The organism is Streptomyces sp. NBC_00873 (assembly GCF_045207415.1).
In the GTDB taxonomy this organism is placed as follows: domain Bacteria; phylum Actinomycetota; class Actinomycetes; order Streptomycetales; family Streptomycetaceae; genus Streptomyces.
Window position 1 is genome coordinate 6,893,215 of record NZ_CP108803.1, and the last position, 14,617, is coordinate 6,907,831.

Consider the following 14,617-nt stretch of genomic DNA (forward strand, 5'->3'; position numbering starts at 1 on the left):
GACGATCGAGCGCGGGACGGGAGGGGTGCGATGACCTCGGCAGGGCGTGTGCACCAGGACGCGCAGGACGCGGCCATGGCTCGCTTCCTGCGGTGCGCTGCCGTCTTCCTGCCCGCCTCGCTGCCGCGGGACGGGCGAGTCGCCTTCTGGGACCCGGACGACGGTCCGCTTCCGGAGGTCGAGCCGGGGCCGGCCGAGGGCGCCGAGATCACTGTCGTGCGACGTCATGGGCAGCAGGGTGAGGTCCGTGTCCGCGCCGTGCCCGCCGTCCTGCTGCCCGTCGCCGACGCCCTGCCCCTGCTGGTCCGCGCCCGGCACCGGCAGTCCGCTCATCCGGCCGCCCGATGCTGGGGAGCGGCCGCACTCCATGGGCTCAACCTGGTGGCGCGCGGCCGGCTGGTCCCCGGTCTGACGGCCGAGGACCACGACGCCTGGCGGGCCGGTCCGCGCGACGCGGAGGACATCGCCCATCTGCGTGCGATCGCCGCTGCCATGCCGCCCGAGGCGCATGCCGTCCCGCTCCCGGACCGCACACCGCTTCAGCTCCCGGACCCCGAGTCGCTGGTCGGTGCGTTCCTCGACGCGGTCGCCGACACCCTGCCCCGGACACCCGCGGCGGCGTACGCGATGGGGGACCCCTTCGCGGCCCGCGAGGCCCAGCATCTGCCCCGCGCCCGCGACTGGGCCGCCGAGGTCGCTGCCGGTCTGGACGCGGGGGTGCGGGTGTCGCTCCGGCTCGACCTGTCGGCGTACGAACTCTTCGACACCGCCGACACGTACGGCGGCCCCGACGCCGACGATTCCACCGAAGACACCGCGGACATTCACCGCGGCGGCGCGCGGCATGCCGCCGCGGCGATCACGCAGGTGCACAGCCTGGCCGACCCGACGTACGTCATCGACGCCGCCGCACTGTGGAACGGCGGTGGCGGAGAACCGTTCGGGCCGCGGGCCAGGATCGACGCCGTGCTCGCACTGCGCCGCGCCGCCCGCGTCTGGGCGCCGCTGGAACGGCTGCTGGACCTGCCGGTCCCCGACGTGCTCGCCCTCACCGAGGACGAGCTGTACGAGCTGCTGAGCGACGCCGGGGCGCGGCTGGCGGCAGCAGGCGTGAGCGTCCACTGGCCGCGCGAACTCGTCCGCTCCCTCACGGCTGCCGCCGTCGTACGGCCCGCGCCCGGCTCGGCCACCGACGGCACCTCGTTCTTCGACGCCGAGCAGCTCTTCTCCTTCAACTGGCAGCTGTCGCTGGGCGACGAGCAGCTCACCGAGCGGGAGATGGACATCCTCGCGGAGGCACACCGCCCGGTGGTGCGCCTGCGGGACCAGTGGGTCGTCGTCGACCCCGCGCTCGTACGCAAGGCACGCAAGCGTGAGCTCGGCCTGCTCGACCCGGTGGACGCCCTCGCAGTCGCGCTGACCGGCAGCGCGGAGGTGGACGGCGAACAGGTCGAGGCGGTGCCCGCCGGTGCCCTCGCCGAACTCCGCACCCGCATCCTCGCCGACGACGCCACCATCGAGCCGCCGCCCGGGCTGGACGCCACGCTCCGCGACTACCAACTGCGCGGCCTGGCCTGGCTCGACCGGATGACATCGCTCGGCCTCGGCGGCTGCCTCGCCGACGACATGGGACTCGGCAAGACCATTACCGTCATCGCCCTGCATCTGCGCCGATCGCACCCCGCACCCACCCTGGTGATCTGCCCCGCCTCCCTCCTGGGCAACTGGCACCGGGAGATCAACCGCTTCGCCCCGGGTGTTCCCGTCCGCCGCTTCCACGGCGCCGACCGCACGCTCGACGACCCCGACGACGGCTTCGTCCTCACCACGTACGGAACGATGCGGTCCAGTGCCGCCGAACTCGCCCGGCACAGCTGGGGACTTGTCGTCGCCGACGAGGCGCAGCACGTGAAGAATCCGCACTCGTCCACCGCGAAGGCGCTGCGCACCATCCCGGCCCCGGCCAGGATCGCCCTCACCGGCACCCCCGTGGAGAACAACCTCTCCGAGCTCTGGGCCCTGCTCGACTGGACCACCCCCGGGCTGCTCGGCCCCCTCAAGGCGTTCCGTGCCCGGCACGCCCGGATCGTCGAGAACACCGGCACCGCGGCAGGACTCGGGAACGAGGAAGCGATCGAGCGCCTCTCCCGGCTGGTCAGGCCGTTCCTGCTGCGCCGCAAGAAGTCCGATCCGGGCATCGCCCCGGAGCTGCCGCCCAAGACGGAGACCGACCACCCCGTCTTCCTCACCCGCGAACAGGCCACGCTGTACGAGGCGGCGGTACGCGAGACCATGGCGTTCATCGAGGCCTCCGAGGGCATCGCGCGCCGCGGACTGATCATGAAGCTGCTGGCCTCGCTCAAGCAGATCTGCAACCACCCCGCGCAGTACCTGAAGGAGGAGCCGACCCGCCTCATCGGCCGCTCCGGCAAGCTCGCCCTGCTCGACGAACTCCTCGACACGATCCTCGCCGAGGACGGCTCCGTGCTGATCTTCACCCAGTACGTGACGATGGCCCGGATCCTCTCCGCCCACCTCGCCTCGCGCGCCGTCCCGTCCCAGCTCCTGCACGGCGGTACGCCGGTGGCCGAACGGGAACGGATGGTGGACCGCTTCCAGTCCGGCGAAGTACCCGTCTTCCTGCTCTCCCTCAAGGCGGCGGGCACCGGACTGAACCTCACCCGCGCCGCCCACGTCATCCACTACGACCGCTGGTGGAACCCGGCGGTCGAGGAGCAGGCCACCGACCGCGCGTACCGCATCGGCCAGACCCAGCCCGTCCAGGTGCACCGGCTGATCGCGGAAGGCACCGTCGAGGACCGGATCGGCGAGATGCTGGCGGCCAAGCAGGCCCTGGCCGACGCGGTGCTCGGCACCGGACAGACCGCGCTGACCGAACTCAGCGACCGTGACCTCGCCGATCTCGTCTCGCTCCGGAGGCCGTCATGAGCCCCCGCTCCCGGCCCGCGTCGTACGTCCGCGCCCGCCCGGGCCCCGACGACCTGCGGCGCACCTTCGACGCCGTGCCGCCCCGCACGTCCGACGGCGGCGAACCGTTCGCGGACAGCTGGTGGGGCCGGTCCTGGGTGGCGGCGCTGGAGTCCCTGTCCATGGACGAGGGGCGCCTCGCCCGCGGCCGTACGTACGCCGACAGCGGCCATGTCGCCGCGATCACCGTGACCCCCGGCCGCGTCGTCGCCTACGTCCAGGGCAGCCGCCCCCGCCCGTACCGGACCGAACTGCGGCTGCGGACCCTCACCGACACCGGCTGGGACACCTTCCTCGACGCCGTCGCCGAGCGGCCCGGCCACCTCTCCGCGCTGCTCGCCAAGGAGATGCCACACGGCCTGGTCGACACGGCGGCCGAGACCGGCATCGGACTGCTGCCCGCCGCGGACGACCTCGACCCGAGCTGCTCCTGCCCCGACCACGGCCGGCCCTGCAAGCACGTCGCCGCCCTCTGCTACCAGATGGCCCGCCTGCTCGACACCGACCCGTTCGTCCTCCTGCTGCTGCGCGGCCGGGGTGAGCGCGAACTTGTGGAGGAGCTGGGCCGGCGCAACGCCGCGCACTCCGCCCGGGAACGGCCCACGGCCGCCGCCACCCCCTCCGTGCCGGTGCGTGAAGCGTTCGCCGACCGATTTCTGCCGCCGCTGCCCTCCCCGCTCCCGGAACCCGCGCATCCCGGCCAGCCGCCCTCGTACCCCGAACTGCCCGGCGCCCGCGACCCGCTCGCTCTCGACCACCTCGCCACCGACGCGGCGGCCCGCGCGCTCACGCTCCTCACCACAGGCCACGATCCGCTCGCCGGGCTCACCCCCTGGCAGGACGCCGTCCGGCTGGCCGCCGCCCGCCCCACCGCCGGGCTCACCGCCACCACCCGCGCCCTCTACCGCGAGCTCGCCTACGCCACCGGCCGCACCACCACCGACCTGGCCCGCGCCGTCGCCGCCTGGCGCCAGGGCGGGGCCGAAGGGCTGGACGTCCTGGAGACTTCCTGGGACCCCCCGGCCGGTCCCTTCGACCGGGCCCGCCCCGCGCTCGCAGCCGCCGACTTCCCCCGCTTCCACCCCTGGCGCAACCACCTCACACACCCCGGCGGCACCCTTCAGCTCCGCTTCGGGCACGACGGCCGTTGGTACGGCTACGAATCGGACCGGGACAAGGACGACTGGTGGCCCCGCGCGATGCCGGACACCGACCCGGTGGGCGCACTCATGGCTCTGCTCGGCCGCTGACACCGGCTCCGCCCGGACTCCCCGGCTGTCTGTCAGCTCCGCAGGTAGACGAAGACAGCGATCAGCAGCACGACGACGATGGGCAGCACGATCAGCCGCACCTTCCGGAACGACTCGTTCTCCTGCTGGGACAGCCCCCGGTCGGCGCCGTGCGCCGCCGCCAGATGTTCCCCGGCCATGTCGATGATCTTCTCCATGGTCAGGAGCGAAGGCGACCAGCCGCAATGCGCACAGACCAGGAAGTCGCGGTACGGGTCGTACCGGAGGTCCCGCTCCATGCTGACCGTGAACACCTCACCGTCCGGCGTCATCGCTGTGTAGTGACGTATCGGCGCACCCATGTGGATCGCTCCCTGTTCCGCGCGTGCGATTGGGCCCGGTGACCCGGCCGCGGCACACTACCGGACCGTGCCGGGGCCGCACTCAGCGAGGCAGCACGGCATCGACGACATCGCGGGCGAAGTCCGGCGGTGCCGGTTCGCGGCGGAGCAGCACCCGCATCCAGACCGCCCCCGCGATCAGGTCCAGCAGCAGCATCGGGTCGGCGTCCTTCGGGAGTTCACCACGGGCGATGGCGCGGGTGAAGACCGGCTGCTCGCGGGAGAACCGGTCGGCGAAGAAGTCGCGGGTGAGCGCGGCGAGTTCATCGTCCGGCAGGCCGGTGCCCGCGGTCATGGCGCGGGCGACCGGTTCCGTACGCTCGTCGGTGAGCAGGCGGACGATCTGTTCGGTGAGGGCGATCAGGTCACCGCGGAGACTGCCCGTATCGGGGATGTCGATATCGAGGACCCGGGCATGGAGCATGGCCGCCCGCAGCAGCGCCGGTTTCGAGGGCCACCAACGGTAGATCGTCGTCTTGTTGACCCCGGAGTCCTGAGCGACGGCCTCAATGGTGAGACGGGCGTATCCGCGTTCCGCGAGATGGCGCAGCGTGGTGTCGAAGATCGCTGCGGCGGCACGAGGGCCCTTGCCCGGGCGGCGGTTCACGGTCTGATCGGCGGCCATGGGCACTCCAGAGAGAAGCAACGCAACGTTGCGTTGTGCTGTAAGGTGCTGTCATCGTACTGCGACGCTGGGGGGCTGGTATGGCGGAGACCGCGGTTTCCAAGGCGGTGACCTGGGGGCTGCTCGCCGCCTGGGTGGCCAACGATCTGGAGGAGCTGGCCACGATGGCCGGCTGGGCGCGGTCTGCCCGGCCGCGGCTCCAGAAGCGATTCCCGAGAGTGCCCGAACGGGTCTGGGCGCGAATGGAGCTCTCGCAGCGGGATGTCAATGTCGCCATCGGCCTCATGGGCGGAGTCATGGCGGCGGCGTCGGCAGACGGGGCGCGCACCGGCGGTCGCAGCCCGTTCTTCCGGACCGTACTGGTCGGATTCGGGCTGCACGGCGTCGTGCACATGGCGCAGGCACTGGCGTACCGCGGCTACACACCGGGGGTCGCCACGGCGCCGACCGTTGTCGTCCCGTACTCGCTGTGGGCCGTACGGCGGTTGAAGGCGGCCGGTATCGAGAGCGGCGGCGTCGGCACGGCGGCTGCGTCGCTGGCGTTCCTCCCGGTGGCCGTCGCGGGAGTGCACGGGCTGGCGCGCCGGCTCAATCGGTAGCCGGAGTCTGCGTGGGCCTGCGACGCGGATGCGCGCGGCTCACTGTGACAAGCGGCCCCCGCCGGACGGCGGCAGGACATGGGCATCCGCCGGAAACCACCCGTACGGATCGGCCTGCGGGCCCGCCGAAACCCCGGTGCGCCCCATGGCCCGGGCCGTCATACTCATCCGCATGACTGCGGAGATCAGCCGGATCAATCCGGACCAGCTGCACCCCACACCCGGCTATCACCACATCACTGTGGTGGAGGCGGGCCGGACCGCGTACCTGGCCGGGCAGTGTCCGCTCGACCGTTCCGGCGCGCTGGTGGGACCGGGCGACCTCGACGCCCAGATCGATCAGGTGGCGGCCAATGCGCTCGTCGCCCTGGCGGCCGTGGGCGCCGAGCCCTCCCGGGTCGTCCGGTCGGTCATCTATGTGGTCAGCGACGACGTCACGGACCTTGGAGCCGCCTGGCGCCGGCTCACCGGCTCGGTCATCGGGCCCGCGTTCACCACCGCGAGCACGCTGCTCGGCGTCGCGCGGCTCGGCTTCCCCGGACAGCTGATCGAGGTCGACCTCACTGCGGCACTGCCCGGCTGAACGCTCACTCCGCGAGCCCCGGTGGTCGCAGATGAGCCGCGGGTCGGCTGGGCCCCAGGGCCCGCTCCCGTTTCCCGGGACGTCCCGTCACGCGCCCGCGGGCAGTGACACCCCGCGCCCCGCGAAGAACCGCTCGAAGTCGGGCAGCGGAAGCTCCGCGGCCCGCGTCGTGGCCGTCGTGCCCGACGGGTTGTGGAAATGGACTCCCTTGCCGTCCGGCGTGCGGGACGTCAGCAGCACCAGATGGCCGCCCCGCCCCGGAGCGGGCTGCTCCGGATGCCGGATCGCGTAGTGCACCGACGCCATCACTGTGCGCCCCTCGTCCAGCAGGGCCACGATCTCGTCCGTCGACAAGTGGCGGTGGACGGTGGCATCGAGGCCGTGCACCTCCCGCACGTACTGTGCGAAGGGCGCGTAGACCAGGCCCCGGATCGCCCCCTCGGCATCCTCCGTGTACGCGCCGTACTTGAGCGCCCCGTCCCGCAGGGCGAACAGCGACGGGGCGCCGGCGCCGAGCGCCATGCGCAGACAGGTCACACCGCACAGGTGACCTGCCCAGCGTGCGTACTCGGCGGGCGATTGCGCCCCCGAGTCCGCCCAGCCCGGGTCGGCGGCCGGGTCGAGTCCGCCCTCGACGATCGGGCCCACGAGTTCGGGCGAGGCGAACTGAGTATGGACGGCGAACCGGCAGGCGGGGCAGGTCACTGGCGGTATCCGTTCAGGAAGCGGCCGATGCGGCTGATCGCCGCGTCGAGATCGTCAGCGTACGGGAGGGTCAGGATCCGGAAGTGGTCGGGCCGCGGCCAGTTGAAGCCCGTGCCCTGAACCACCTGGATCTTCTCCCGCAGCAGCAGATCGAGGACGAACTTCTCGTCGTCGACGATCGCATGCACCTTCGGGTCGATGCGCGGGAACGCGTACAGCGCGCCCTTCGGCTTCACGCACGACACTCCGGGGATCTCGTTGAGCCTCTCCCAGGCCCGGTTGCGCTGTTCGTACAGCCTGCCGCCCGGGGCCACCAGTTCCCGGATGGACTGCCGGCCGCCGAGCGCGGCCTGGATGGCGTACTGCGCGGGGGCGTTCGGGCACAGCCGCATGGAGGCGAGCATCGTCAGGCCCTCCAGATAGTCGCGGGCGTGCTGCTGCGGGCCGGACACCACCATCCAGCCGGAGCGGAACCCCGCCACCCGGTACGTCTTCGACAGACCGCTGAAGGTGAGACAGACCAGGTCGGGGGCGAGGACTGCCACGCTGTGGTGCTCGGCGTCGTCGTAGAGGATCTGGTCGTAGATCTCATCGGCGAGGACCAGCAGACCGTGCCTGCGCGCCAGGTCGAGGATGCCTTCCAGGATCTCGCGCGGATAGACGGCGCCGGTCGGGTTGTTCGGGTTGATGATCACGACGGCCTTGGTGCGGTCGGTGATCTTCGATGCCATGTCGGCGAGGTCCGGATTCCAGTCCGACGCCTCGTCGCAGGTGTAGTGCACGGCCTTGCCGCCCGCGAGGGTGACCACCGCGGTCCACAGCGGATAGTCGGGCGACGGGATGAGCACCTCGTCGCCGTCCTCCAGCAGCGCCTGTACGGACATGGAGATCAGCTCGGACACCCCGTTGCCGAGGAAGATGTCGTCCACCCCGACATCGGTCAGCCCCATCGCCTGGTAGCGCTGCGCCACCGCGCGGCGGGCGGAGAGGATCCCGCGCGAATCGCTGTAGCCGTGGGCCTGCGGGAGCATTCGGATCATGTCCTGGACGATCTCCTCCGGCGCCTCGAATCCGAAGAGTGCGGGGTTGCCCGTGTTGAGGCGGAGCACGCTGTGGCCCGCCTCCTCCAGGGCGTCGGCGTGCTCGATGACCGGGCCCCGGATCTCGTAACAGACCTCGTTGAGCTTGCTGGACTGCCGGAATTCCATGCGGTGCCTCCCCGACCCGATTGCGATACTTGGTTTTACCAAGCTCGGGCTTGGAAAGTCCAACAACATGTCTAGACTGCGTCGCATGCCACGTCAGCAGCAGCCACCCGCACGCCCCGCGCGCCGCCGAAGTTACGACCAGTTCTGCGCCACCGCCCGGGCCCTCGACTCCGTGGGGGACCGCTGGACCCTGCTGATCGTCCGTGAACTGCTGGCGGGGCCACGCCGCTACACCGATCTGCACGCCGACCTTCCCGGCGTCAGTACGGACGTCCTCGCGTCCCGGCTCAAGGACATGGAACAGGGCGGCCTGGCCACCCGCCGCAGGCTGCCGCCGCCCGCTGCCGCGTCGGTGTACGAACTGACCGAGCGCGGCCATGGGTTGCTGCCGGTCCTCGCCGCGCTCGCCGACTGGGGCGCGCCGGCGATCGGCGAGCGGCGGCCGACGGATGCCGTGCGGGCGCACTGGTTCGCGCTGCCGCTGCTGCGCGCGCTGGACGGGCTGACCCGCGCGGGAGTCGTCGAAGTCCACCTCGATGAGGGGGAGTTCCACGTGCGCGTGAACGGATCGAGTGGACCGGCCGACGGTACGGGGGTGTACGGGGACGGGCCGGCCGCTCACGCGGACGCCCGGATCGTGCTCGACGACGAGGTCTGTCTCGCGCTCGGACGAGGCGAATTCACGCTTGCCGAGGCCGTGAAGGACGGGCGGATCGAGGTCGCGGGCGAGGGGGCGCTGGCCGCTGAGCTGCGCGGCGCGTGACCATTGCGAGGGGCGCTAGGTGAGGACCTTCGTGGCGGCCTTCTCGAAGACCTCTGTGTCCGGTTGATTCCGAGGATCAACTCCCGGGTAGCGTCGGGTTATTTGGGATGTCCGGGGCATCGCGGCGGAGGGAATTCGCGTGAGGATCGGCAGACGGCAGGGGCAGCAGGAACAGCTGGAATGGGAGGGACAGCAAGGGCCGCAGGGGCGGATGGGTAAGACCCTGGTCATCGGCGGCTGTGTGGCGGCGCTCGGCTTCGTGCCGTCGGCGGCACTCGCCACCCCCGGCAGTGGGGTGAGCGGCACGGTTGTCGCGAAGGGCACATCGGTCGGCAAGCTGAGGGTGAAGACGCCGAAGGGCCGTACGGACGTGACCTTCCGGACGATCACCCTGGAGCCGGGCAGCTCCACCGGCTGGCACACCCACAGCGGCCAGGTGATCGCCGTCGTCAAGTCGGGGACGCTGACGCGCACACTGGACGACTGCTCGGTCGAAGTGGCGCCCGCAGGTACCTCGTTCATCGAACCGTCCGGGGCCGAGCACCGCCACATCGGACGGAATCTGGGCACCGAGCCGGTCGTGCTCTGGGTGACCTATCTGCTGCCCGAGGGAAGCGCACTCTCTGAGGACGCCGAAGCGGTGGACTGCGGCGCGCAGAAGTGACGTGGCGCGTGACGCTCGCCCGCCGGCGACGCTGGCCGGCGAGCGCCTTCCCGCACGAGGACAGGAGCGAAGGGTCATGGACGGGGGGCCGGAGGCATAGGACAGGGCGAGCACGGGCGGTCTCGTCCCGGCGCGCCGTGCGGCCCTCGCACAGGATCTGCTGCAGGCGCTCGGCGCATGGTGCCCCGGCTCCCGCTCCGGACCAAGGGGAAGGCATGCCGCCCCCGCCCGGCCATGGCGAAGCACCCCGCTGGTGGGACGGCCGACGCCGACGCGCCGACGCCGGGGCGATGATGGTCGGGTGCGATTCGAAGCGATCACCTGGGAACGGCTGGCCGAAACCGTTGCGGCGTACGCCGACGGGCTGAAGCCGTCCGACGGCGGACCGTGGCTCAAGGTCGGCATCGACGGCGCTCCGGCCGCCCGCACCGGGGAGCCGGCCGAGCGTGTCGCGCAGGAGCTGAGGATCCTTGGCCGTGCCGTGCTCGTCGTGTCCACCGAGGGGTTCCTGCGGCCCGCAAGCCTGCGCTACGAGTACGGCAAGCAGGACCCCGACTCGTACGTCGACAGCTGGTTCGACACGGGAGCTCTCTGGCGTGAGGTCTTCGGGCCGCTGGAGGTGGGCGGCAGCGGGCGGGTGCTGCCCGATCTGTGGGACCCGGTGACGGACCGGGCCACCCGCAGCCCGTATCAACACCTTCCTGAGGGCGGCGTGCTGGTGATGCACGGGCCGTTGCTGCTCGGGCACTGGTTCCCGTTCGACCTGAGTCTCCATCTGCGGCTCTCGCCGGGTGCGCTGCGGCGGCGCACCGAGGAGAGCGAGCGGTGGACTCTGCCCGCTTTCGCGCGGTACGAGGAAGAGGTGGAGCCCGCCGGGCGTGCGGACGCGGTCGTCCGGGCCGACGATCCGCTCCACCCCGCCTGGACCGGGTTGCGCGGGGGCGGGTAGGTCACCCGCCGGGCCGGCCGCCGACCGTGGCGACCGCCTCGGCCCCCGACCGGCAGCCCGCCGCCGCGGCCGTGGCCTCGTCCGCCCCCGCCAGCCGCGCCGCGAGGAACCCTCCGGTGAACGCGTCGCCCGCCCCGGTGGAGTCCACCGCTGCGCGCACCGGAACGGCCGGAACGCGTCCGGTCACCGTCCCTCCGGCGGCGAGCAGGGCGCCCTCCGCGCCCAGGGTGACGACGACCTGAGGGAACATCAGGCTCAGCTTGGCGGCGGCGTCAGCCGGTTCGGGGAGTCCGGTGAGCAGCCGGGCCTCGTCCGCGTTCGGCAGCAGCAGCTCCGCTCCCTCCACGGCCGTCAGGAACGTGTCGACGCCGAGTTCGGCGAGGAAGCCCGCGGAGGCTGGATCCACGCTTGCCGGGATGTTCCGCCGCCGGGCCTCCCGCAGGGCGAGCAGGGCCGTCGCGCGGCTCGTCGCGGCGAAGAGGAGATAGCCGGAGAGATGCAGATGTGCGATGCCGTCGAGCAGGGACGGCGACCAGTCGGCGGGGGAGAGGCGCAGCACGGCGCCGCTGTCGGTGAGGAAGGTGCGTTCGGCCGCGGAGTCGACGAGCGCGACGACGGTGGCGGTCGGCGCCCCGTCGTCCACCACCAGCAGAGGACGCACCCCCGCCCGCCGCAGCACATCCTCGTGCCAGGCCGCGGAGTCCGCGCCCACCCGCGCCACCAGTCGCACGTCCCGGCAGCCCGAACGCGCCGCCCAGCAGGCGGCATTGGCGCCGGACCCGCCCGGCAGCGTGCTGATCCGGGCCGCCGTGTCCGTGCCGTGGACGAGTGGCGAGACATGCCGGGCCACCACGTCCGTGACCACGTCCCCGACGACGAGAAGGCCGCCGCCGGTCACTGGGATCCTGCCGGGTCCCGCTCCAGCGGTCCCTCGCGGACCGTGGCCCAGGCGATGGCGATCCGCGCCGCGAGCGACACGTTTCCGCGTACCGCCGCCACGTTGGCCTCCAGCGACGCCCCTTCGGTCTGCCGCATCAGATGGTCGAGCAGGAAGGGTGTGACGGCCTGGCCCGTGATGCCGCGCTCCCGGCACGCGTCCAGCGCCTCCGCGAGTACGCGATCGTGCAGCGCGGGATCCAGCTGGTCCTTCTGCGGTACGGGGTTGGCAACGATCAGCGCCGCGGGGGGACCGCCGAGGGTGTCCCCGGCCCGCATCACTTCCGCAACCTCTTCGGGCGTGTGCACCGTCCAGTCCACCGGCTCCCCCGAACTGCTGAGATAGAAGCCGGGGAAGTGCTCCGTGCGGTAGCCGAGCACTCCGACCCCAAGTGTCTCCAGGCGCTGCAGGGTTGCGGGGACGTCCAGGATCGACTTCACGCCCGCGCACACCACGGTGATGCCGGTCCGTGCGAGCAGCCGGAGATCCGCGGACTCGTCCTGGGTCTCGGTCCACTCCCGGTGTACGCCGCCGAGGCCGCCCGTCGCGAAGACGCGCAGCCCGGCGCGGGCCGCGAGGAACGCCGTCGCGGACACGGTCGTCGCCCCGCTCGCTCCCGCCGCCAGCGCCGGAGCGAGATCCCGGTGCCCCAGCTTCCGCATCGTCGGATCTCCGGCGACCCGCTCCAACTCGGACTTGTCCAGGCCGACATGGGCCCTTCCGTCCAGTACGGCGATGGTCGCGGGGACGGCCCCCGTGGACCGTACGAGCTCTTCCAGCTCTTCCGCGACCCGTAGATTCCGGGGCCGCGGCAGACCGTGCGCGATGATCGTCGACTCCAGTGCCACGACGGGGCGGTGCGCGGCGAGAGCTTCCCGTACCTCGGTGGAGAGGGCCGGTGCGTACGGGTGGGCGCGGTGCGGTGCGTTCGGTGACATGTCCACATCCCTGTCGCGGGCTGCCCGACCTCAAACGTGTCCCGGGACCCGAACGGCCGCCGACGTGCGGGCCTGCCCTTCCGCGACGCGTGGTTCGACGTCGTCCTTGCCGCGGGCCCATGTCGACACCACCGCCACAACCGGACGGCGCACCCGCGCGAGCCGGGCGGGTCGGCCGCCTTCCACCGGTCCTGGTGGCACGACCGCCCGACGCGGTCGCTAGGGTGACCGACCATGACCACAATTGATCAAGCTCCCGCTTCCTTCGCCGTGCACATCCCGGACGCCGACCTCGAACCGGAACCGCTCGACCCCGCTCAGATCGTCTCGGGCGAGCCCGTGGTGACCGGCAAGGTGCTCTGGGAGTCGCCGGATGGCAAGCAGGTGCGGGGGATCTGGCAGATCACGCCCGGTGTGGTCACCGACACCGAGGCCAACGAGCTGTTCGTGGTCGTCAGCGGGCGCGCGACCGTCGTGGTCGAGGACGGCGAGACGCTGGAGATCGGCCCGGGTGACGCCTGCGTCCTGCGCGAGGGCGACCGTACGACGTGGACCGTGCACGAGACGCTGCGCAAGGCGTACCACATCAGCCTCTGAGCACCTGGCGCCTGCCCGGGGCGCCAGAGGTCCGGTCCCGCTCCCGGGTCCCGCGGGCCGGCCAGGTGGGCCGGTGCCGCGGCCCGGTCAGGTGGTGGCGGGCCGGGACAGCGCCCGGCGCAGCGCCAGTGTCGCCATCGGCAGCAACAGACAGGCGCCGGCCGCGTTCAGCCAGCCGTAACCCGCCTGGGAGACGACCACCCCGGCGATCGCACCGCCGATGCCCGCCGCCGTGTTCATGGTCAGGTCCGACAGACCCTGCACGGCGGCGCGGGCGGGCTGCGGCACGGAGTCGGTGAGGAGCGCCGAACCGGCCACCAGGCCCGCCGACCAGCCGAGCCCGAGCACGAACAGACCGGCGGCCGTCTGACCATGACTGGGACCGGCGGTTCCGGCCAGCAGCGCGGCGCAGGACAGCAGCCCGACGGCCAGACCGATCACGGCGAGCCGTCCGAAGCGGTCGGAGAGCCAGCCCATCACCGGTGAGAACGCGTACATGCCCGCGATGTGGCCGCTGATGACCAGGCCGATCAGCTTGAGGTCCGCGCCGTGGTGGCCCAGATCGACCGGGGTCATCACCATGATCGACACCATCACGGTGTGCGATCCGGCCACGGTCACCAGCGCCAGCCGGGCCATCGGCGAGGCCCGCACCGCCGCGATGCCCGCCCGCAGCGAACGGCCGCCCGCGGACCCGCTGTCCTGCGGGGCCAGCGCACGCGCGGTGAGCAGCGGATCGGGTCGCAGCAGCACCGCGACCACCACCGCGGCGAGCAGGAAGATCCCGGCAGCCCAGAGGAACGGTCCGGCCGTCTCGGGTATGGACGTGGACCGGAAGACCCGGCCCGCCGGAGCCGCAATGTTGGGGCCGAGGACCGAACCGATCGTGGTGGCCCAGATGACGGTGGAGATCGCCCGGCCGCGACGGTCCGGCTCGGCCAGGTCGGCGGCGGCGAACCGCGCCTGCAGATTGGCCGACGAACCGGCACCGAACCCGGCCATGCCGAGCAGCAGCAACGGGAAACTGCCCACAACAGCGGCCACGACCACCAGCCCCGCGCCCAGCGCACCGATCAGATACGCGAGAACGAGGCCGGGGCGTCGGCCCCGCGAGGTCATCAGCGCGGCCAGCGGCAACGACAGCAGCGCCGTGCCGGCCACCGACGCGGTCGGCGCGAGACCGGACAGCGCCTCGGAGCCGCTCACTTGTGTTGCCAGCACGGGGGCCAGGGCGATACCGATGGGCACACCGAGGCCGCCGAGGATCTGAGAGGCGATCAGCACCGCGGACGTCCGGCGCCGAAGAGCGGGCAGCTCCGCCGCAGTGACGGGTGCGGCCCCGGTGGGCCCGCTTGGTTCGCCGGGTCCGGTGGGTCCGGTGGGGGAGTCAGGTGCATCGAGCGTGTTGGTCACTGACGGAGTGTGCCAGCT

At 72.2% G+C, this 14,617-nt stretch carries 15 protein-coding genes; 8 read left to right on the forward strand and 7 right to left on the reverse strand.

Annotated elements, in window-relative coordinates:
• Window positions 1-30: 30 nt before the first annotated feature.
• Both OH809_RS31780 and OH809_RS31785 read left to right on the forward strand, forming a co-directional pair.
• Window positions 31-2,949, forward strand: coding sequence for a DEAD/DEAH box helicase (locus OH809_RS31780; protein WP_406515968.1), 2,919 nt, complete (start codon window positions 31-33; stop codon window positions 2,947-2,949).
• Complete coding sequence (locus OH809_RS31785) at window positions 2,946-4,238, forward strand: SWIM zinc finger family protein (protein WP_406418436.1); 1,293 nt, start codon at window positions 2,946-2,948, stop codon at window positions 4,236-4,238. Before OH809_RS31780 ends, OH809_RS31785 begins: the two co-directional genes overlap by 4 nt.
• Before the next feature lie 32 nt (window positions 4,239-4,270).
• Here OH809_RS31785 and OH809_RS31790 read toward each other — a convergent pair whose 3' ends face one another.
• Window positions 4,271-4,579, reverse strand: coding sequence for a hypothetical protein (locus OH809_RS31790; protein ID WP_406418434.1), 309 nt, complete (start codon window positions 4,577-4,579; stop codon window positions 4,271-4,273).
• Window positions 4,580-4,661: 82 nt separating this feature from the next.
• A complete protein-coding gene (locus OH809_RS31795; protein WP_406515969.1) occupies window positions 4,662-5,243 on the reverse strand; it encodes a TetR/AcrR family transcriptional regulator in 582 nt (193 codons plus the stop codon).
• Between the two features lie 80 nt (window positions 5,244-5,323).
• Between OH809_RS31795 and OH809_RS31800 the strand changes: the two genes are divergently transcribed.
• Window positions 5,324-5,842, forward strand: coding sequence for an HXXEE domain-containing protein (locus tag OH809_RS31800; protein WP_406515970.1), 519 nt, complete (start codon window positions 5,324-5,326; stop codon window positions 5,840-5,842).
• 172 nt (window positions 5,843-6,014) lie between these two features.
• Window positions 6,015-6,425, forward strand: coding sequence for a RidA family protein (locus OH809_RS31805; protein WP_406418428.1), 411 nt, complete (start codon window positions 6,015-6,017; stop codon window positions 6,423-6,425).
• Between the two features lie 87 nt (window positions 6,426-6,512).
• Here the strand turns inward: OH809_RS31805 and OH809_RS31810 are convergent, their stop codons facing one another.
• Both OH809_RS31810 and OH809_RS31815 read right to left on the reverse strand, forming a co-directional pair.
• Window positions 6,513-7,130 carry a C39 family peptidase gene (locus tag OH809_RS31810; protein WP_406515971.1) on the reverse strand — a complete coding sequence of 206 codons (618 nt, stop codon included), beginning with the start codon at window positions 7,128-7,130 and terminating at the stop codon, window positions 6,513-6,515.
• Window positions 7,127-8,338 carry a pyridoxal phosphate-dependent aminotransferase gene (locus OH809_RS31815; RefSeq protein WP_406515972.1) on the reverse strand — a complete coding sequence of 404 codons (1,212 nt, stop codon included), beginning with the start codon at window positions 8,336-8,338 and terminating at the stop codon, window positions 7,127-7,129. Before OH809_RS31815 ends, OH809_RS31810 begins: the two co-directional genes overlap by 4 nt.
• An 85-nt stretch (window positions 8,339-8,423) precedes the next feature.
• Here OH809_RS31815 and OH809_RS31820 point away from each other — a divergent pair, with 85 nt between their 5' ends.
• From OH809_RS31820 to OH809_RS31830, 3 genes are all read left to right on the forward strand, one after another.
• On the forward strand, window positions 8,424-9,101 hold the full coding sequence (locus OH809_RS31820; protein ID WP_406418422.1) for a winged helix-turn-helix transcriptional regulator: 678 nt from the start codon (window positions 8,424-8,426) through the stop codon (window positions 9,099-9,101).
• A gap of 211 nt (window positions 9,102-9,312) precedes the next feature.
• A complete protein-coding gene (locus OH809_RS31825) occupies window positions 9,313-9,765 on the forward strand; it encodes a cupin domain-containing protein (protein ID WP_406424867.1) in 453 nt (150 codons plus the stop codon).
• A gap of 301 nt (window positions 9,766-10,066) precedes the next feature.
• Complete coding sequence (locus tag OH809_RS31830) at window positions 10,067-10,714, forward strand: uridine kinase (protein ID WP_406418420.1); 648 nt, start codon at window positions 10,067-10,069, stop codon at window positions 10,712-10,714.
• Between the two features lies 1 nt (window position 10,715).
• On the opposite strand, the gene OH809_RS31835 is transcribed toward OH809_RS31830, so the two are convergent.
• Both OH809_RS31835 and OH809_RS31840 read right to left on the reverse strand, forming a co-directional pair.
• A complete protein-coding gene (locus tag OH809_RS31835) occupies window positions 10,716-11,612 on the reverse strand; it encodes a carbohydrate kinase family protein (protein ID WP_406418418.1) in 897 nt (298 codons plus the stop codon).
• Window positions 11,609-12,589, reverse strand: coding sequence for a pseudouridine-5'-phosphate glycosidase (locus OH809_RS31840; protein WP_406418416.1), 981 nt, complete (start codon window positions 12,587-12,589; stop codon window positions 11,609-11,611). The genes OH809_RS31835 and OH809_RS31840 overlap by 4 nt, the downstream gene beginning before the upstream one ends.
• Window positions 12,590-12,823: 234 nt before the next feature.
• On the opposite strand from OH809_RS31840, the gene OH809_RS31845 reads away from it, so the two are divergent.
• Complete coding sequence (locus tag OH809_RS31845) at window positions 12,824-13,186, forward strand: cupin domain-containing protein (RefSeq protein WP_406418414.1); 363 nt, start codon at window positions 12,824-12,826, stop codon at window positions 13,184-13,186.
• A gap of 87 nt (window positions 13,187-13,273) precedes the next feature.
• Here OH809_RS31845 and OH809_RS31850 read toward each other — a convergent pair whose 3' ends face one another.
• Window positions 13,274-14,599, reverse strand: coding sequence for an MFS transporter (locus OH809_RS31850; protein WP_406418412.1), 1,326 nt, complete (start codon window positions 14,597-14,599; stop codon window positions 13,274-13,276).
• Window positions 14,600-14,617: the final 18 nt, after the last annotated feature.

Coding starts and splice junctions, on each gene's coding strand:
- OH809_RS31795 (WP_406515969.1), bottom strand. CDS start 5,243: ATGGCCGCCGATCAGACCGTGAACCGCCGCCCGGGCAAGGGCCCTCGT.
- OH809_RS31805 (WP_406418428.1), top strand. CDS start 6,015: ATGACTGCGGAGATCAGCCGGATCAATCCGGACCAGCTGCACCCCACA.
- OH809_RS31825 (WP_406424867.1), top strand. CDS start 9,313: ATGGGTAAGACCCTGGTCATCGGCGGCTGTGTGGCGGCGCTCGGCTTC.
- OH809_RS31790 (WP_406418434.1), bottom strand. CDS start 4,579: ATGGGTGCGCCGATACGTCACTACACAGCGATGACGCCGGACGGTGAG.
- OH809_RS31800 (WP_406515970.1), top strand. CDS start 5,324: ATGGCGGAGACCGCGGTTTCCAAGGCGGTGACCTGGGGGCTGCTCGCC.
- OH809_RS31780 (WP_406515968.1), top strand. CDS start 31: ATGACCTCGGCAGGGCGTGTGCACCAGGACGCGCAGGACGCGGCCATG.
- OH809_RS31845 (WP_406418414.1), top strand. CDS start 12,824: ATGACCACAATTGATCAAGCTCCCGCTTCCTTCGCCGTGCACATCCCG.
- OH809_RS31840 (WP_406418416.1), bottom strand. CDS start 12,589: ATGTCACCGAACGCACCGCACCGCGCCCACCCGTACGCACCGGCCCTC.
- OH809_RS31815 (WP_406515972.1), bottom strand. CDS start 8,338: ATGGAATTCCGGCAGTCCAGCAAGCTCAACGAGGTCTGTTACGAGATC.
- OH809_RS31785 (WP_406418436.1), top strand. CDS start 2,946: ATGAGCCCCCGCTCCCGGCCCGCGTCGTACGTCCGCGCCCGCCCGGGC.
- OH809_RS31820 (WP_406418422.1), top strand. CDS start 8,424: ATGCCACGTCAGCAGCAGCCACCCGCACGCCCCGCGCGCCGCCGAAGT.